The sequence below is a fragment of the Providencia sp. PROV040 genome (assembly GCF_032706145.1).
GTDB lineage: Bacteria > Pseudomonadota > Gammaproteobacteria > Enterobacterales > Enterobacteriaceae > Providencia > Providencia hangzhouensis.
The window spans coordinates 2,951,272-2,968,759 of sequence record NZ_CP120530.1; the positions used below are offsets into that span (position 1 = coordinate 2,951,272).

17 protein-coding genes are annotated in these 17,488 nt (G+C 39.2%); 6 read left to right on the forward strand and 11 right to left on the reverse strand.

Features of this window, described 5'->3' with window-relative positions:
- The first annotated feature begins 517 nt into the window (after nucleotides 1–517).
- A complete protein-coding gene (locus P3L40_RS13610) occupies nucleotides 518–1,609 on the forward strand; it encodes an NADH:flavin oxidoreductase/NADH oxidase (protein WP_004255488.1) in 1,092 nt (363 codons plus the stop codon).
- A 58-nt stretch (nucleotides 1,610–1,667) separates the two neighbouring features.
- Here P3L40_RS13610 and P3L40_RS13615 read toward each other — a convergent pair whose 3' ends face one another.
- Nucleotides 1,668–1,988: a hypothetical protein gene (locus P3L40_RS13615; protein ID WP_004255491.1), complete on the reverse strand. Its 321-nt coding sequence runs from the start codon at nucleotides 1,986–1,988 to the stop codon at nucleotides 1,668–1,670.
- 230 nt (nucleotides 1,989–2,218) lie between these two features.
- Nucleotides 2,219–3,091: a DMT family transporter gene (locus P3L40_RS13620; RefSeq protein WP_036957835.1), complete on the reverse strand. Its 873-nt coding sequence runs from the start codon at nucleotides 3,089–3,091 to the stop codon at nucleotides 2,219–2,221.
- Between the two features lie 332 nt (nucleotides 3,092–3,423).
- Between P3L40_RS13620 and P3L40_RS13625 the strand changes: the two genes are divergently transcribed.
- Nucleotides 3,424–3,630, forward strand: a complete 207-nt coding sequence (locus tag P3L40_RS13625) for a 3-oxoacyl-ACP synthase (protein WP_226617192.1) — start codon at nucleotides 3,424–3,426, stop codon at nucleotides 3,628–3,630.
- Between the two features lie 87 nt (nucleotides 3,631–3,717).
- Here the strand turns inward: P3L40_RS13625 and P3L40_RS13630 are convergent, their stop codons facing one another.
- Nucleotides 3,718–5,190 (reverse strand): anion permease, encoded by a 1,473-nt coding sequence (locus P3L40_RS13630; RefSeq protein WP_210852660.1) that lies wholly within the window; start codon nucleotides 5,188–5,190, stop codon nucleotides 3,718–3,720.
- Between the two features lie 636 nt (nucleotides 5,191–5,826).
- Here P3L40_RS13630 and cutA point away from each other — a divergent pair.
- Nucleotides 5,827–6,174, forward strand: a complete 348-nt coding sequence (gene cutA, locus P3L40_RS13635; protein ID WP_094961204.1) for a divalent-cation tolerance protein CutA — start codon at nucleotides 5,827–5,829, stop codon at nucleotides 6,172–6,174.
- A 337-nt stretch (nucleotides 6,175–6,511) separates the two neighbouring features.
- On the opposite strand, the gene betA is transcribed toward cutA, so the two are convergent.
- Genes betA through betI form a run of 3 tightly spaced genes read right to left on the reverse strand, consistent with a single transcriptional unit; the run spans nucleotide 6,512 to nucleotide 10,334 of the window.
- Nucleotides 6,512–8,191 (reverse strand): choline dehydrogenase, encoded by a 1,680-nt coding sequence (gene betA, locus P3L40_RS13640; protein WP_210852657.1) that lies wholly within the window; start codon nucleotides 8,189–8,191, stop codon nucleotides 6,512–6,514.
- Nucleotides 8,192–8,230: 39 nt separating this feature from the next.
- A complete protein-coding gene (gene betB / locus P3L40_RS13645) occupies nucleotides 8,231–9,709 on the reverse strand; it encodes a betaine-aldehyde dehydrogenase (RefSeq protein ID WP_210852656.1) in 1,479 nt (492 codons plus the stop codon).
- A gap of 22 nt (nucleotides 9,710–9,731) precedes the next feature.
- A complete protein-coding gene (betI, locus tag P3L40_RS13650) occupies nucleotides 9,732–10,334 on the reverse strand; it encodes a transcriptional regulator BetI (protein ID WP_094961277.1) in 603 nt (200 codons plus the stop codon).
- 209 nt (nucleotides 10,335–10,543) lie between these two features.
- On the opposite strand from betI, the gene P3L40_RS13655 reads away from it, so the two are divergent.
- Entirely contained in the window at nucleotides 10,544–12,586 is a 2,043-nt protein-coding gene (locus P3L40_RS13655; protein ID WP_004255510.1) for a choline transporter, read from the forward strand.
- A gap of 52 nt (nucleotides 12,587–12,638) precedes the next feature.
- Here P3L40_RS13655 and P3L40_RS13660 read toward each other — a convergent pair whose 3' ends face one another.
- Both P3L40_RS13660 and kdgR read right to left on the reverse strand, forming a co-directional pair.
- A complete protein-coding gene (locus tag P3L40_RS13660) occupies nucleotides 12,639–12,998 on the reverse strand; it encodes a hypothetical protein (RefSeq protein ID WP_228677026.1) in 360 nt (119 codons plus the stop codon).
- A gap of 176 nt (nucleotides 12,999–13,174) precedes the next feature.
- Nucleotides 13,175–13,957, reverse strand: a complete 783-nt coding sequence (gene kdgR, locus P3L40_RS13665) for a DNA-binding transcriptional regulator KdgR (RefSeq protein WP_004255519.1) — start codon at nucleotides 13,955–13,957, stop codon at nucleotides 13,175–13,177.
- A 202-nt stretch (nucleotides 13,958–14,159) separates the two neighbouring features.
- On the opposite strand from kdgR, the gene P3L40_RS13670 reads away from it, so the two are divergent.
- Nucleotides 14,160–15,119, forward strand: a complete 960-nt coding sequence (locus tag P3L40_RS13670; protein WP_136134982.1) for a sugar kinase — start codon at nucleotides 14,160–14,162, stop codon at nucleotides 15,117–15,119.
- Nucleotides 15,120–15,131: 12 nt separating this feature from the next.
- Nucleotides 15,132–15,749 carry a bifunctional 4-hydroxy-2-oxoglutarate aldolase/2-dehydro-3-deoxy-phosphogluconate aldolase gene (locus P3L40_RS13675; RefSeq protein WP_094961198.1) on the forward strand — a complete coding sequence of 206 codons (618 nt, stop codon included), beginning with the start codon at nucleotides 15,132–15,134 and terminating at the stop codon, nucleotides 15,747–15,749.
- A 298-nt stretch (nucleotides 15,750–16,047) separates the two neighbouring features.
- Here the strand turns inward: P3L40_RS13675 and P3L40_RS13680 are convergent, their stop codons facing one another.
- From P3L40_RS13680 to P3L40_RS13690, 3 genes are read right to left on the reverse strand one after another with little or no spacing between them, the layout of a single operon-like run.
- Nucleotides 16,048–16,554, reverse strand: a complete 507-nt coding sequence (locus tag P3L40_RS13680) for a contact-dependent growth inhibition system immunity protein (protein WP_210852652.1) — start codon at nucleotides 16,552–16,554, stop codon at nucleotides 16,048–16,050.
- On the reverse strand, nucleotides 16,555–16,995 hold the full coding sequence (locus P3L40_RS13685) for a hypothetical protein (RefSeq protein ID WP_210852650.1): 441 nt from the start codon (nucleotides 16,993–16,995) through the stop codon (nucleotides 16,555–16,557).
- A complete protein-coding gene (locus P3L40_RS13690; RefSeq protein ID WP_210852648.1) occupies nucleotides 16,974–17,480 on the reverse strand; it encodes a contact-dependent growth inhibition system immunity protein in 507 nt (168 codons plus the stop codon). The genes P3L40_RS13685 and P3L40_RS13690 overlap by 22 nt, the downstream gene beginning before the upstream one ends.
- Nucleotides 17,481–17,488: the final 8 nt, after the last annotated feature.

Below are 17,488 nucleotides of genomic sequence, written 5' to 3' on the forward strand. Positions count from 1 at the left end.
TTTTCAGGTGAACACAAAGCTTAGGATTAGCTAGTATCAGCTTAATAAGCTTGTTTCTTATATAAACCATTTAATATAACCGCAAGGAATATTTTATATTTTTGCCTCACAAACAATGCATTAACGCTTATTTAAATTATCATTTAAAATAAAAAAATAGTTTTATTCACTATTAGAACCATTAAAACCATAAGCAGGCATTAACGCCATTTTATATTGGTGATTATTAATTTTATTTATAAGTTACAGAATTATAACAATCAAAAAATAATAGTTATTATTATATTTTATTTTTTATCTCATTTTTTTATATTTTTTCCCTCTTTTTGCATCATATTGCTAGGGAAATATACTTTTTATGGTATTGATCAAATCTGTAAAAATTTACTTGATTTTCCTTCAATAATTCGCTGTAAAACAAATTTTCCCCCTTAATACCACACCATCTCACAAAAAAATTTTGGCTAACTGGGTATAATATTAAAATAATTTAAGTTTGCTAATAAGGAAAGTTCCAATGAGCCACCTTTTTTCACCCGCATCAATAGGCCAAGTTTCGCTGAAAAATCGTATTATTGTTCCCCCAATGTGCCAATATTCTGCAGAAAATGGTATGCCAACAGCATGGCATAAAGCCCACTACATGAACCTTGCTTTATCAGGTGCCTCTTTAGTTATTGTAGAAGCCAGTGCTGTTGTTCCTGAAGGTCGTATTACCTACAAAGACCTAGGCTTATGGAATGAAGAGCAAATGACAGCAATGCAACAAATGCTCAGCGATATCCGGCAATATTCAGATGCACGCTTAGGAGTACAAATCGCTCACGCTGGTAGGAAAGCATCAACAGATTTACCTTGGTTAGGAGGTAATAGTATTCAGTCCACACAACCTAATGGCTGGCAGACTGTAGCACCATCAGCACTGGCTTTTGGTAATAATGCAATTCCACATGCATTAACTATTGAAGAAATTTCGCAGCTCAAACAGCAATTTATTGAGGCAGCAATTCGGGCAGAAAAAGCAGGTTTTGACGTTATTGAGATCCATGCTGCTCATGGATATATACTGCATGAATTCCTATCGCCAGTTTCAAACTTACGACAAGATGAATATGGTGGATGCTTTAAGAATCGTACTCGCTTACTGATTAATATTTTCCATGAGATGAGAGAAGCCATTAGCCCTAATGTTGCAATTGGTGTACGGATCTCCGCAACAGATTGGCTTGAATCGGGTTGGAGCGTACCTGAATCAATTGAGCTAACAGAATTATTAGAAGATTTAGGTTGTGACTATATCCACGTCTCATCTGGCGGGTTATCAACTGAACAACAGATACCATTGAGCCCAAATTACCAAGTCCCTTTAGCACAAGCTATTCATGAGAATACTATGATGCCTGTCATTGCTGTCGGTCTTATCACTGAACCTTTACAAGCAGAAGCCATTGTGGCAACTCACCAAGCAGATTTTGTGGCAATCGGTAGAGGTATATTATTTGAACCACGCTGGCCTTGGCGAGCAGCAAGTGAATTGAACGAACAAATAGACGTTGCACCGCAATATCTACGCAGTGCCCCACACCAATTCAAACACTTATTTAAGTAAAAATAATAAATTCGCAGCTATTGTTGCTTGATAATCAATAGCTGCGAGTAATAAATAATTAACGTGCGTTAGTCGAGCACTGTTGAACGAATTCAATCATGGTTTTTTGGAATTCAGGCTCTGCGGTACCTGATTTTTCTAATTCCGCATCCATACGTTTAAACTCAGCTAAACCATATTTTTCAATTGTTTTATCGTAGGCACAACCACAAATTGCGGTAACTGCTTTTGCTGTTTCACCTTGAGGATTACCAGATGCAACGACACAAGTATTAACAAAGTTGTCTTTGTATTCAGCAATTTCTGATTTTTCATCAGAACATGCAGACAACACAACCATTGCTCCTGCCATACCTAATATTAATGCTAATTTTTTCATTTTATGCCCGTTTCCTATTCAGCTTTAACTAAGGTGATAATATTAAACCGCTATTATTCCTAGTTCACGCCATTTTGGATATATCGTTTATGTTTTCAATACCATTAATCTTAATGTGCTAAATAAGAGGCTCTTATTAAGATTAATACCCCTATCACTGACTATGCATATTAATCATAGCTGTTTTCTTATAAAAAATCTGTATTGGCCCATTGTTTATTATGTGTATTTTACCTTGGTAATGAATTAGAACAACGCCATCGGTAATAGAATAATGCCGATAAAATTAGCACACAACCAACAATTTGGACAAAAGGCATTCTTTCATTGTACCAAATAGCCGCTACAAATACGGTCATAACAGGTTCAAGGATCATAATAATTGCAGCATTGCCGGCAGTAGTATTTTTTTGACCAATAAGTTGCAATACAAAGCGTAAACTCGTTGCTATTACAACACTAGCAATAAACCACATCATGGTAGGTACGGTGATGCTACTTGGCCACTCTTCTAAAAAAAATGACAAAACTAACCCAGTCATTCCTGTACAAGCAAGCTGAATGGTCGTTAACGGCAAAAGAGGGATTGTTCGAGTATATAAACTGGTATAACAAAAATAGATAGCTTGGACAATTGCCGCACCAAGAAACCACAGTTGGCTTGCTTTAAATTCAAGCTGTGCCTTAAATAGTGTTAAACATGCCAACCCTAATACAGCGACCGGAAGTGCCTCCCAGAAATAACGTACAGGTTTATTTTTTAAAATAACCCATGCGACTAGCGGGACAAACAACATAGCAAGGCTCATGATAAAAGCCCCTTCACCAATTGAATCTGTTATCGCAACTGCGTGGATCCAGAGCACCATATTTAATGACATCCAACCGCCTGTCATTAATATTTTTGGTAATTGCTTCGCCGTTATCCTATTTTTTTTCCCTCGACAAAAAGGGGCTAAAATGATGGCTGCAAATAAAAAACGGCTACCAAGAAAGGCAAAAATAGGCATTCCCTGCACTGATTCTCGGGAAAATACCCACCCCCAAGCCGCGATTATCGTGGTAAGCACCAAGAAAAATTCTGCCTTTCTTTGTGAATACATGTGTTCCTCTGGATAAATTAACTGACTCGCAGATACATCATACTGGCTTTTGTATGTAAGCCAATCACATTTATGGCCTTTCTCTCCGACTTCCCTAAATAAAAAATATCTCGCCAAAGAACGATAAATATGACCTTAAATTAAGAGCCATTTCCTCTTAATAAAGATAATTTTACTTCTTGGCTGCCTTTTTTCTTATTAACTAGACTAAGTCTGATTTTAAACGCGATAAATGGGGAAGTTTGCATAGAATCTCATCAATTTATCTTCTTACATAGCCTGAGATAATCAAGGGTAGACAAACAATGCACAACTTGATGAAAGGTTATATCATGGTTATTCAAAAAACATTACTGATAGATAATGATAAAATCAAAAAAATTAAGACTGCGATCAATAAGAGAAAATATGCACATGCCGATGAAATAAGTTTGTTATGGCAGCACGCTTTAAAATCATCGTCAGTCTTCAGTTGGGGAAAAGTGATGCTAATTTCTATCATTAGTGGTCTTGTTATCACAATAGCCACTTATTTGTAGGATGAGCTTTTAAAAAGAAGAAATCGAGCCTATCGCCCGATTTCTATTAACTTTCTTTGATATAGCTAAAATAGCTAATTCAACTAATTACCAGTAACCTAAGAATTTCCACCAAACGCTACCAATAAAAAACCAAATGGCTAAGTTAACTACGCTCATCACGAAACCTGTTTTCCACCATTCCGCAAGGGTTGCATAACCCGAACCAAAAATAATAGGTGCAGTCCCCGTACCATAGTGTGTCAATGACATCATTAGTGACGATGAGAATGCTAATGTTAAAGCTAATAACATTGGTGGAGCGCCAAGGGCTAAACCTGCCGAGAAAAATGCTGCATACATCGCCGTAATATGCGCGGTTGTACTCGCAAAGAAATAGTGAGAATACACATAAATTAAAACAAGAATTAGCATTCCCCATACCCAGCTAATACCTAATCCATCAATAGTTGCACCGACGGTTAATGACATCCACTTTATGAGACCGAGCTTACCTAAAAAACTCGCCATCATGACTAAGGCAGAGAACCAAACGACAGTATCCCATGCCCCTTTGTTTTTCAGAACATCATCCCAATTAATAACCCCTGTCGCTAATAGAACACTCAACCCAATAAACGCCGCGGTGGTTGCATTAACACTATATGCAGCCCCAAAAATCATGGCAGGAACACCAGCCCACAACAAAAGTAACAACCCAAAAACACCGAGAGTTATTTTTTCAGGTAATGAAACTGGGCCTAATTGTTGTAAACGTTCTTTGGCAAAATTTGGTGCATCCGGTGTTGAAGTAATTTCCGGCTTATACATCAAATAGATCACCAAAGGCATTAATATTAATGACACGATGGCAGGAACAAACGCCGCAATCGCCCACATACCCCAAGTTAATTCATTTTCTTGGCTTGTTTCACTAATAATCAAACTGACAATTAATGGGTTTGGCGCTGTCGCCGTAATAAACATTGCAGAAGTGATTGGGTTAATATTGTAGTTAACGAGCGATAAATAACGCCCTATCTTACCTGCGGTTCCATCTTCAGCCTTTGACCCAAAACTATCCGAGATCGAACGCATAATTGGGTGAATAATTCCCCCACCTCGAGCCGTGTTACTTGGTGTCACAGGTGCCAATATTGTTTCTGCTATTGCCAATGAATAAGCAATACCCAATGTTTTTTTACCGAATAAAGAAATGACATAATAACCTATCCTTGCCCCCAGGCCTGTTTTATTCAAGCTCATGGAAACCATGATAGAAATACCAATTAGCCAAATTAGATCATTAGAAAAGCCACTTAAAGCATCCGCAATTGCCCCTTTAGTTGATTCAGGGTTAGTGACCCCGGTTACTGCAACTAATGAAATAGCGACAATAGATACACCTCCTATTGGTAAAGCTTTACCAATAATAGCAGCGATTGTACCTACAAATAATGCTAAAAGATGCCACGCATTTGGATTAACACCTTCGGGAACAGGAATTAAGAACCAAATAATTAATGTTATTGCAACTGCGATTAGAGTTGGTACAGGTTTTAAAGGTGTTAGTTTATTCATAAGGTTATCCATACACGTATAAAGATGGAAATACAGAGTAATTTCAGTTATATATTCTAATTTTATCTTTAGATTAACAATATATAGCTCAAAAACCTTGATATTTATCAGTACGTGAATTCTTTTATGATAAATTTTAAGCCAGTTTGTAACGATGTGTAATATATTATTTCAGATATCAATCGTTCCATATTTCTTGCACAAAAAGATAAGCCTACACTTACATTAATAAGAGTAAGAATAAAACTGGGATTATTATTTGCTCTGTTACTAGGTTAACAGCACACAATCACATTTGTCACATAATCAAATTTGGTTAGTAATATACTAAAATTTCAATTTTTTTTATAGTTCATCCTCAATTTATGATTGCTGAATCGAATTAATAAAATAAAACCAAGAAATATTCAAAATTATATTGAATGTATAAAAAATTATAACAATGACAACATTGATTAAAAAACACGCACATTACTATTAAATTAATACCTCTGCTTAATTAACATTAGTTATTATCTTATCTGATAATTTAAAAAAACACTTATAGTGATTATGCTCTGTTCTCAATACCATTTTTATCTCTAATCTAAATGTGAGTAATCAAACTTATCAAAATATGACTAATAAGGAAACGAAATGCCCACTGATAACATTTACATCACAAATTCTCAACAACCATGTATTGTATTATGTACAACCAATAGCCATGAAAGTGCAATTAAAATTACCCAACACTTACTCGCTAATCGCTTAGCAGCATGTGTTTCCCTACTGCCTGAAATAACATCTGTTTATCTATGGCATGGTAATATCACGCAAGATAAGGAGGTTTTACTCTTGATCAAAACGACCCAAGGAAACCAACTTAATCTATTTAATGCAATAAAAGAAATACACCCATATGAAACCCCAGAACTCATTCGCTTAGACCCAAGCCAAGTTGAAGACAATTATCTGCAATGGCTGATTAACTCTGTCAAATAATAGGTATTAATCTGAATTTAATAACTATAGCGTTATAAATTGTGAGCTAATATCATTTTTGTATAAATTAATTCAACTGGTCGGCTATGGTTTACCGTAAATTAGTGCTATATAAATAAGCTCGCTTTATATTTATTTTCCCTCCTTAATATTTGGAGGTTTTTTTTGTCTAAAATTGACTAGCGTATATTCCTTCAACCTGCTAAAAGTCCGATTTATTCGCCCCTTTGGCATTACATGGTTAGACAGCTATTATTATTATCGGCATTCTCCTTAAAGAAAAAAGCGACTGATATTAATATCAATCGCTTTGTGTATAAAAAACAGCCTGAATAAGCTAATCTCGTAATGGCGGGTTTCTCACTTGCCTATCACCTGCTACATAATAATCTGCATCGCTTGTGGGTAACGGAGGACGGTTTCGAATTTTATCGGCAATTTTCTCTGCAATCATGATGGTCGTTGCATTTAAATTCCCTGTAATGATCAACGGCATAATCGATGCATCGATAACCCGTAGATTTTCAATACCGTGAACTCGCCCTGCACCATCCACGACTGCCATATCATCGTAACCCATTTTACAGGTTCCACACGGATGAAAAGCGGTTTCTGCTCTCTCGCGCACAAATGCATCTAGCTCTTCATCAGTGCTAATCTGTTTGCCAGGGCTTATTTCATCCCCACGATATGGGTCAAGTGCTGGCTGAGCCATAATTTCACGAGTAATACGAATAGCGGCACGAAACTCTTCCCAATCTTGCTCCGATGACATGTAATTAAACAAAATACTTGGATGCTGCTTTGGGTCTAGGGATTTCAAGCGAACACGCCCTCGACTAGGCGATCGCATTGAGCCTACATGGGCTTGAAAACCATGCTGATTGACTGCATTACTACCATTATAGTTAATCGCCACAGGCAAAAAGTGGAATTGAATATTTGGCCATGCGAATTTTTCGCTAGTGCGGATAAACCCACCTGCTTCAAATTGGTTGCTTGCGCCAATTCCAGTCCCTTTAAATAGCCATTCAGCGCCTATTTTGGGTTGGTTTATCCATTTTAAGGCTGGATATAATGAAACTGGTTGTTTGCATTCATATTGCAAATACATTTCAAGGTGATCTTGCAAGTTTTGCCCAACACCAGGTAAAACGTGCACAGCTGGAATATTGAACTCAGCCAAAACATCCTCAGACCCAACTCCAGAACGCTGCAAAATTTGCGGTGAGGCGATCGCACCTGCACATAAAAGAACCTCTTTACGCGCCTTCACCACCGTAGGCGTAGTGCTATTACCTTGATAATATTTAACACCAACCGCTTTTTTCCCTTCAAACTCAATGGTATCTGTCGTGGCATGGGTAAGAATAGTCAGGTTATTACGCTTTTTCGCTTGGTCTAAATACCCTCTTGCTGTACTTGCTCGTCGCCCTTGCGGTGTAACTGTACGGTCCATTGGGCCAAAACCCTCTTGTTGAACCCCATTTAAATCATCTGTTTGCGGGTACCCTGCTTGTACGCCTGCTTCCACCATCGCATGAAATAACACATTATTGCCATTTTTCGGTGTTGTCACACTGACGGGGCCATCTCCGCCGTGATAATCATTCGGGCCAATATCACGTGTTTCCGCTTTTCTAAAATAAGGTAAACAATCAAGGTAACGCCAGTCTTCTAACCCAGGCGCTTCCGCCCAACCATCAAAGTCTAGAGCATTCCCTCGGATGTAACACATCCCATTAATTAATGATGAGCCACCAAGCCCCTTTCCACGACCACACTCCATGCGGCGGTGGTTCATATGCGGTTCAGGGTCAGTTTCATAAGCCCAATTATAACGTCGCCCTTGTAACGGGTACGCTAATGCCGCTGGCATTTGTGTGCGAAAGTCGAACCGGTAATCCGGTCCTCCTGCTTCAAGGAGCAGCACAGTAACATCAGGATCTTCTGTCAGGCGGGTAGCAAGAACGTTACCGGCTGAACCAGCACCGATAATAATATAGTCATAGACCATTGTTATCTCCTCTGTTTCAGTCAAATTAAAATGATGTGATTAAAAAACGGATGCAAATTCCCCCAGTTCCACTTGAATGGATTTCACTTGCGTATAATTTTGCAGTGTCATAACGCCATTTTCACGGCCAACGCCGGAATGCTTATATCCACCCACAGGCATTTGTGCTGGCGATTCACCCCATGTATTAATCCAACAAATCCCAGCCTCTAATTGATGAATAACACGGTGTGCACGTGTTAAATCTTGTGTCACCAATCCTGCTGCTAACCCGTACACACTATTGTTCGCACGAGCAATCACTTCGTCTTCCGATTGATAACTCAAAATACTCATAACAGGGCCAAAAATTTCTTCCTGTGTGATTTGCATTTCATCGTGGCAATCGGTGAATACGGTTGGTGCAACATAAGCTCCCTGAGCAAAATCGCCATCCATTAAGCGTTCACCACCGCACAATAATCTCGCGCCTTGTTGTTTGCCTAACGCAATATAACGCAACACGTTTTCCATATGAGCAAAACTGACTAATGGCCCAAAGTTGGTGTTTTCGTCAACGGGTGAACCTATTTTAATGCTAGCCACACGTTCAGTGATCTTATCCTCAAACTGTGATTTAAGCGATTCAGGCACAAAAACCCGTGTTCCATTGGTACACACTTGGCCTGAACTATAAAAATTCGCCATCATGGCAATATCCGCAGCTTTATCTAAGTCTGCATCATCAAAAATAATTAGAGGCGATTTACCGCCTAGCTCCATCGTCACCTCTTTTAAAGAAGAAGCTGATGCATTCGCCATCACTTTTTTACCGGTTACGATCCCCCCTGTGAATGAAACTTTGGCAATATCAGGGTGCTCCGTTAACCATTGCCCCACTTCACCGCCTTGGCCTGTCACTACGTTAAATACCCCTGCTGGCACGCCCGCTTCAGTGTATATTTCAGCCAACTTTAACGCTGTTAACGAAGTGACTTCACTGGGTTTGAACACCATGGCATTACCTGCTGCTAGTGCAGGAGCTGATTTCCATAACGCAATTTGGATAGGATAATTCCATGCCCCAATGCCTGCCACGACTCCCAGAGGTTCACGACGAGTATAAGCAAACGAGCTATCACGCAAAGGGATTTGCTGCCCCTCCAGCATCGGAATTAAACCTGCATAGTATTCAAGAACATCCGCCCCTGTAACGATATCCACATAACGAGTTTCAGAAAGCGGTTTGCCCGTATCAAGGGTTTCGAGGTAAGCCAATTCGTCGTTACGTTCTCGTAAAATATCCACCGCACGGCGTAAAATACGTGAGCGTTCCATCGCAGTCATTGCCGCCCAGACTTTCTGGCCTTGTTTAGCGCTTTCTACCGCCCATTGGATATCTTCAAGGGTCGCAGATTGCAGATCCGCGATAGTTTCCCCATTGGCAGGGTTGATTGCAGGAAATCGCCCGCATTCAGGTTGTGAACTGTCGACATAACCACCATGAATATAAAGCTTATGTATCGGTGGATGTTGCATATTATCTCCTCTGAATTGGTTATTAGGTTCCTAAAACCTCAGCACGTTGTAGTTGCATATCGATGTATTCGTTAGTGATTTTGAGTGCATCCTTAACAGGAAATTGTTCATTACTCAAAGCACTACGTAGCCATAGGCCATCAATTAAAGCAGCCAGCCCCTTCGCTGCCATCCGCGCATCTGCCTTGTTTAATACCCGCCCAAACTCATAGCTTAAGTTTGAATACAAACGCCGGTCATTAACCTGTTGTAAGCGGTTTAAATTCGGTTGATGCATACTGCTAGCCCAAAAGGCTAGCCACGTTTTCATCGCGGCCTCACTGGTTTGCGTTGGATCGAAGTTGCCTTCAACAATCGCCTGAATTCGTAGTTTTGCCTCCGCCCCTGTTAACATGCGTAAACGCATTGCCACCGCAAAACCCAACTGGTATTGAATATGGCGCATAGTGGCTTCAAGCAAGCCATTTTTATCACGAAAATAATGGCTGATGATCCCTGTAGAAACCCCGGCTTTACGGGCAATTAACACAAAACTGGCTTCCTGCATTCCAACTTCATTAATCACAGCCAATGTGGCTTGAATTAACTGTTGTTTACGTATCGACTGCATTCCTATCTTCGGCATGGTATTTGAACCTAAAAAATACATTGATCCCTTTTATTAAACGTTTTTTTGATTGAATGTTCAATCAATATTAACTATTGTTTACAACAATTCATTCACAATTAACATAAGAGAGAAGATAACAAAAACCAAATCTTTGCTGATAAATCAATAGATTAGCTTAGAAAGTAATTTTAACCTGTTAAATAAATAAAAATGTGGAATGTCCAATGACAACTCAAAATAGCCCAAAAAATAAGCAGAAGGATAAATTGAATTCTGTGGTTTTTTTTACTTCCGCCGGTCTTATTCTGGCGTTTTCTTTTTTCACCATCTTGATGACTGAAACAGCAAATCAGTGGATCGTTGCCGCGCTTGGGTGGGTATCTAAAACCTTTGGTTGGTATTACCTGCTAGCAGCAACGCTTTATATTGTTTTTGTCATTTTCGTTGCTACCTCACGCTTTGGTAATATCAAACTCGGCCCTGAACAATCTAAACCTGAATTTAGCGTGCTCAGCTGGTCTGCGATGCTATTCGCGGCAGGAATTGGTATCGATTTAATGTTTTTCTCTGTCGCTGAGCCGGTCACCCAATATATGCTGCCGCCAACGGGCGAAGGCGAAACCTTAGAAGCAGCTCGTCAGGCGATGGTGTGGACACTGTTCCACTATGGCCTAACGGGCTGGTCTATGTATGCCTTAATGGGGATTGCACTGGGTTACTTCAGTTATCGTTATAACTTACCGCTAACCATTCGCTCCGCACTCTATCCTATTTTTGGTAAACGGATTGACGGCCCAATTGGCCATACAGTAGATATTGCGGCAGTACTAGGGACGATTTTCGGTATTGCAACAACTCTTGGGATCGGGGTTGTTCAGCTGAATTATGGCCTCAAAGTATTATTCGACTTACCTCAAGGGCTCCCCGTGCAAAGTGGGTTAATTCTGCTATCAGTGATTATGGCCGTGATTTCTGCCACATCTGGGGTAAATAAAGGTATTCGGGTGTTATCAGAGCTCAATGTGCTGTTGGCATTTGGCTTGATTTTATTTATCTTATTTGTCGGCGATACCGAGTTCTTACTCAATGCCTTAGTACTGAATGTGGGGGATTATATCAACCGCTTTATGGGTATGACCCTCAATAGCTTTGCCTTTGACCGCCCAACGGATTGGATGAATAGCTGGACGCTGTTTTTCTGGGCGTGGTGGGTAGCATGGTCGCCATTTGTTGGGTTATTCCTCGCTCGTATTTCTCGTGGTCGGACCATTAGACAGTTTGTGATCGGTACTTTAATTATTCCGTTTGTTTTCACACTATTGTGGTTATCTATTTTTGGTAATAGTGCATTGTATGAAATCATTCACGGCAATAGCGAACTTGCCAAAACCGTCCTCGACGCCCCCGAAAAAGGCTTCTATTCACTACTTGAGCTTTACCCTGGCTTTGGCCTAACCGCTTCTGTTGCAACCATTACTGGGCTGTTGTTCTATGTCACCTCTGCTGACTCCGGCTCATTAGTATTAGGTAATTTCACCTCAAAACTCAGTGATATTAACAACGATGCTCCTAATTGGTTGCGAATTTTTTGGTCTGTCGCAATTGGTTTACTCACCTTAGGGATGTTAATGACAGATGGCGTCGCTGCTTTACAAAATACAACGGTGATCATGGGCTTACCATTTAGTTTTGTGATCTTCTTTATTATGGCTGGGCTATATAAATCATTAAAAGTTGAGGACTTTAGACGCGTTAGTTCGCTAAATACCAATGCGCCTGCACCGCTGTATGGCAATGGAACACTCAATTGGAAACAGCGTTTGGGACGAGTGATGAATTTCCCGGGAACGACTTATACCCAGCGGATGCTTGATTTGGTGTGCATTCCTGCTATGCAAGAAGTGGCAAAAGAGCTCAGTTTAAGGGGAGCGAAAGTGGAATTTAACACCTTACCACCCATTGCTGATGAGCGCTTAGACCATTTAGAGTTAACTGTTGACCTTGGTGAAGAACAAAGCTTTATTTACCAAGTGTGGCCACAGCGCTATTCCGTTCCCGGTTTTACCTATCGCGCACGTTCAGGGAAATCCCATTATTACCGCTTAGAAACCTTCTTATGGGAAGGCTCACAAGGGAATGATTTAATGGATTACACCAAAGAACAAGTGATTAGCGATATTCTAGACCAATATGAAAAACATATGAATTTCATTCATTTAAGCCGTGAAGCTCCCGGTGCAACCTTAACATTCCCTGAATCTGTATAATTTGACCTCTAAGGGGGCGATGCTCCCTTAGAGTCAACAAATGAACAACTTATCAATAAGGGCGGCCCGCTTGCTCTAGCATTTTTTTCATTTGCTGGCGATCATTCATCCAAGCCATTGAATTAGGGCACCCTGCTCCCGTCGGGTTAACATCACACACATTAAAATGTTTTGAAAACGCATTTTCATCTGCATTTCGCTGCTCTAACAAAGCTTGATAACTTTGTTCTTCTTGTGGAAGTTTCTTTTTGGGATCAAAGACAAACTTTTGTTGTGTCTGTAATTTTTTAATTCCTTGGTAGTCTTGATTAAACTCGCGATCAGCGGGTGACTTTTCTTTAAATGTAAAGTCGCTGGCAAAGCCATAAGAAGTAAAACAAAGAAAAATAGCAATAATAACATTTTTAAACATATCAATTTCCTGCTGTATCCATAAGTAAATATTATATGTCAGCAGAAACACATGGTGTTGAATAATAATAAGTGAAATTTATAAAATCCTTAATATTCAAATAAATAATTTACATATGTTATTAAATCAATTGATTGATACATCATTGAAATTGGCTTAGTCTTATTATATCAACCCTATGATGGATATTGGTGATAGCCCATTTTCTCTGAAATATTACGCCCCGCCGTTTTCAGTAATTGGACATAGTCATCAATACGCTGCTCATCAAAACGAATCGTTGGGAACGAAATCGATAGCCCTGCAACCACATGACCTAAGCGGTCATACACTGGTACAGCAATACAGCGCAGGCCTAACTCTTGCTCTTCTCTGTCTTGTGCATAATGGCATTCACGAACTGTGGCTAATTCCGCCAGCAGGTCTTCTATCGTTAAAATTGTTGTTGCCGTTTTTTGACTAAAAGTTTCATCTTTCAATGCCAAACGAATGGATTCTTCATCTTGCCAAGCGAGTAAAATCTTACCGATTGCGGTGCAATACAATGGGTTACGACGCCCAACCCGTGAATACATGCGTAAATTATAACTCGAGTCGATTTTATGGATATAAATAATGGCATCTTCATCTAATGCACCCAAATGCACCGCTTCATGGGTTAATTGGCCAATACGGCGCATTTCTTTATCTGCAATTTCTATCAGGTCAACATACTCGAGGGATTTTGCCCCTAATTCGAAGAGTTTTAAGGTCAGTGAATACTTATCTGCTTCACCTTCTTGATCCACATATCCTAACTGTTTCATCGTTTGCAGAAAACGAAATGTCGTGGCTTTTGACATCAATAAACGCTGTGAAAGCTCAGACACACCAATCTCTTTTTGCTCACCAAGGGCGCTAAGAATGCTAAATACCTTAACCACTGCTGAAACAGCATCCGTTTGAGTCGTTTTATCCATTATTTTCCCATCATCCTATAAATTGATATCGACATTACACCCTAACTAATAGCATAAGTGGCTATCATGATAAAAACAAGAACGTCGATTCTATATTTTTAAAACGGCGTTTCATTTTTATTGAAGTTCTATTTAAAATGGGTTTTAATAGCATCATTAAGTAGCAATAGTTTACTAAGTCGTAATCGCGCAGGTGGTGAAAATGAATACACATCCGCAAGTTGCCGTTATTGGTGAATGCATGGTTGAGTTGCAAAAATCGGGTGAACTTTATAGACAAACATTTGGTGGGGATACACTCAATACCGCGCTATACCTGTCTCGTTTAACTAAAGATCACGGTGTGACAACCCGTTACATCACCGGTTTAGGTCAGGATCCATTCAGCCAGCAAATGCTAAGCAGTTGGCAACAAGAAGGCATCAATACTGAAGAGGTCTTTATTTCGGACAAACATTTGCCTGGGATGTATTTAATCGAAACTTCTGCTGATGGCGAACGCCGCTTTTTCTATTGGCGAGATAATGCCGCGGCAAAATTTTGGCTTGATGCCGTTTGTCTTGACCACAACAGCAAAGCCCACACACAGCAAATCCTAAATTCGCAACAATTTATCTATTTAAGTGGCATCAGCCTAGCCATTTTACCTAGCGCTTCACGCCAGTTGTTATTTGAAATGTTACAGCAAGCTAAACAGCATGGTGCCCAAATTGTGTTTGATAATAACTATCGCCCCGCACTTTGGTCTTCCAAACAAGCGGCACAACAGGCTTATCAGCAAATTTTAAGCTTAACCGATATCGCTTTTCTGACCTTTGATGACGAACAACTGCTTTACGATGATATTGATGAAACTGATGCAATTGCACGTACCCAACAATATGGTGTGAACGAAATAGTGATCAAGCGCGGTGCTGGTGCCTGCTTTGTGATTATCGATAACGAACGTATTGAAGTCCCTGCGAATAAAATCAACCACGTGGTTGATACCACTGCAGCAGGGGATTCTTTCAGTGCCGGCTACCTTGCTTGCCGTATTTTAGGTGGCAACCCATGCGAAGCGGCAAAAACAGGTCATTTACTGGCTGGAACCGTCATCCAACACCGGGGAGCGATTATTCCATCCGAAGCCATGCCAACCACTGCTTTAGAAACATGTTAAGAGGCTTTAACCATGAATCAATTACTTGAAAGAATTAAGAAACTCAATGTTGTTCCTGTTATCACCATTAATAATGCAGAGCATGGTGCACCATTAGCAAAAGCTTTAGTGGAAAATGGCCTGCCATGTGCAGAGGTCACCTTCCGCACCCCTGCCGCGGTACAAGCGATTAAAAATATGCGTGCTGCTTACCCTGAATTACTGATTGCCGCAGGTACGGTATTAACCACAGAGCAAGTTGACCAAGCCATTGAAGCGGGTGTAGATTTTATCGTCAGCCCGGGTTTTAACCCAAAAATTGTGGCTTATTGCCAACAAAAGAACGTGATTATTATTCCTGGGGTGAATAACCCAAGCTTAGTGGAGCAAGCCCTTGAATTTAATCTCACCACGTTGAAATTCTTCCCAGCCGAAGCCTCTGGCGGAGTTGCCATGCTCAAAGCACTCAGCGCCGTTTACCCGGTTAAATTTATGCCAACTGGCGGTATTGGTATGAAAAATATAAAAGAATACACCGCATTACCGTCTGTATTAGTGTGCGGCGGTTCATGGATGGTACCGAATGAATTAATTGACAGTGAAAACTGGCAAGAGCTCGGCAAACTCATTGCCGAAGCCGCAACTATTTAATTAACAATAAAAATCTCGTTGTCGTTATTGTGCCCTTACTGGATGGTAAGGGCTTTTTTGTTGTTCGTGTTCATTAAAATATTGTTTAATTATTAGCTTTATCAAATTAGTCAAAGAATATAATACAATTTACTAATAATTTAGATTATAGATTTACTTAAATAATTTATAAATAAATAAGAGTTGAATGAAACTGCATACATTTTATTTTCGCAGAAGAAAACCAATAAAGTTTATTTTATTAATACTACTTATATACCCCATTAAAAATATTATTAACTATCTAATAATATAAATTTCAAATAACACTTCGGCAACGAGATATAACTTCCTTTATCGCTTCACCAAGTTCTTCATCAGAAACTCTATCCGGCAAAACAATATAGTCATCCTTAGTAAACCCATCCCCCGTCCATGTTTCTAGTTTTTTATGGAGTGTTGGCGTAATTATTATATGATCACCCTCTCGACAAATGTGGCATAACATCATTTTTAATAAAAAACTTTTACGGTTTTTCGACTTGCATATTTTTTTCCCATCATCAATCCATTTTTGATAGGCCAAAGATACACCATCACGACTAAAAATATCCTCGGGCGTATTTATATCAATTATTCTACTATTATCCAGCGCTAAAAATATTGTTTTGCCTAACTCCCGCGTATCAACCTCTTTCGAAAGATGATAAATAGGCATTTTATAGTCCAAAACACGGAGATTATAACGCGAAATGGTATGTATAAAATAATACTCCTCATTAAAGTAAATGCTTACCCAAGACTCTTTAGTAGAAGAATTACTCATCTATCCTCCTTGCTTTACAATTATTACTCTAAGACTTATATTCTTTTCTGCTGCATATATTATTGACTGATTGATTTCCAGCCATTGTGATGCTGTTGTTTTATCTGGAACTCCTAGCTCTATTGTTTTAGTTTTTATATCTGAGCTTTTCAATTCAACGCCGGACTTACTAGCACCTTTAAAATCATTTACTTTATTAATGTAACTGTTAAGTACTCGATTTATTTCATTCTGCTTTTGGTATGTCTTTGCACTGGTATTTAAGGTTTTCACACTTACAACTTCTCCCTTTGAAAAATAATCGAAAGTTTCAAACCCATATGGCATTCTTTCTGCTTTCTTAAAATTTCTATGTACACCAATATAATCTTCAAATGGATAGCCTTGCTTGTAAACGCCTTCACTACAGCCTAGACATTTTACTTGACCATACTTCGGCAACGAGAAAGCACTTCCTTTATGGCTTTACCTAATTCTGCGTTTGTTACTGTATCCGGTAAAATAATATCATCATCATCACTATATCCATCTCTCGTCCAATCTTTTAGTTTTTTATGCAAACTAGGTTGCAATATAATGTTACCATTAATTCGTTTAATACTGCATGACATCATATTTAAAAAAAGTGATTTTATACTTTTAAACTTACATTTAATTAACACATCACCAACCCACTCTTTATAGTCTTCATCAATCCTCTTTCTATCAAAAAAATCAGAATTTTCATACGGATCTATAATTCGACACTGACTTAATGCTAACTTTAACATTTCACCTAACTTTTCTTCAGCAGTATCTTTTTCCAAACAATAAACGGGCGTCTCATTATCTCTAACAAAAAAATGATATCCCGAAAGAACAAATATAAAATAAAATCGTTCGTTAACTCGGATTGATACATTATCCCCAGAATCATAATCAAGCATATATTGTT

Excerpts from the sequence above, each read along its gene's own strand:
- P3L40_RS13610 (WP_004255488.1), top strand. The coding sequence starts at position 518 with ATGAGCCACCTTTTTTCACCCGCATCAATAGGCCAAGTTTCGCTGAAA.
- P3L40_RS13615 (WP_004255491.1), bottom strand. The coding sequence starts at position 1,988 with ATGAAAAAATTAGCATTAATATTAGGTATGGCAGGAGCAATGGTTGTG.
- P3L40_RS13620 (WP_036957835.1), bottom strand. The coding sequence starts at position 3,091 with ATGTATTCACAAAGAAAGGCAGAATTTTTCTTGGTGCTTACCACGATA.
- P3L40_RS13625 (WP_226617192.1), top strand. The coding sequence starts at position 3,424 with ATGGTTATTCAAAAAACATTACTGATAGATAATGATAAAATCAAAAAA.
- P3L40_RS13630 (WP_210852660.1), bottom strand. The coding sequence starts at position 5,190 with ATGAATAAACTAACACCTTTAAAACCTGTACCAACTCTAATCGCAGTT.
- cutA (WP_094961204.1), top strand. The coding sequence starts at position 5,827 with ATGCCCACTGATAACATTTACATCACAAATTCTCAACAACCATGTATT.
- betA (WP_210852657.1), bottom strand. The coding sequence starts at position 8,191 with ATGGTCTATGACTATATTATTATCGGTGCTGGTTCAGCCGGTAACGTT.
- betB (WP_210852656.1), bottom strand. The coding sequence starts at position 9,709 with ATGCAACATCCACCGATACATAAGCTTTATATTCATGGTGGTTATGTC.
- betI (WP_094961277.1), bottom strand. The coding sequence starts at position 10,334 with ATGCCGAAGATAGGAATGCAGTCGATACGTAAACAACAGTTAATTCAA.
- P3L40_RS13655 (WP_004255510.1), top strand. The coding sequence starts at position 10,544 with ATGACAACTCAAAATAGCCCAAAAAATAAGCAGAAGGATAAATTGAAT.
- P3L40_RS13660 (WP_228677026.1), bottom strand. The coding sequence starts at position 12,998 with ATGTTTAAAAATGTTATTATTGCTATTTTTCTTTGTTTTACTTCTTAT.
- kdgR (WP_004255519.1), bottom strand. The coding sequence starts at position 13,957 with ATGGATAAAACGACTCAAACGGATGCTGTTTCAGCAGTGGTTAAGGTA.
- P3L40_RS13670 (WP_136134982.1), top strand. The coding sequence starts at position 14,160 with ATGAATACACATCCGCAAGTTGCCGTTATTGGTGAATGCATGGTTGAG.
- P3L40_RS13675 (WP_094961198.1), top strand. The coding sequence starts at position 15,132 with ATGAATCAATTACTTGAAAGAATTAAGAAACTCAATGTTGTTCCTGTT.
- P3L40_RS13680 (WP_210852652.1), bottom strand. The coding sequence starts at position 16,554 with ATGAGTAATTCTTCTACTAAAGAGTCTTGGGTAAGCATTTACTTTAAT.
- P3L40_RS13690 (WP_210852648.1), bottom strand. The coding sequence starts at position 17,480 with ATGCTTGATTATGATTCTGGGGATAATGTATCAATCCGAGTTAACGAA.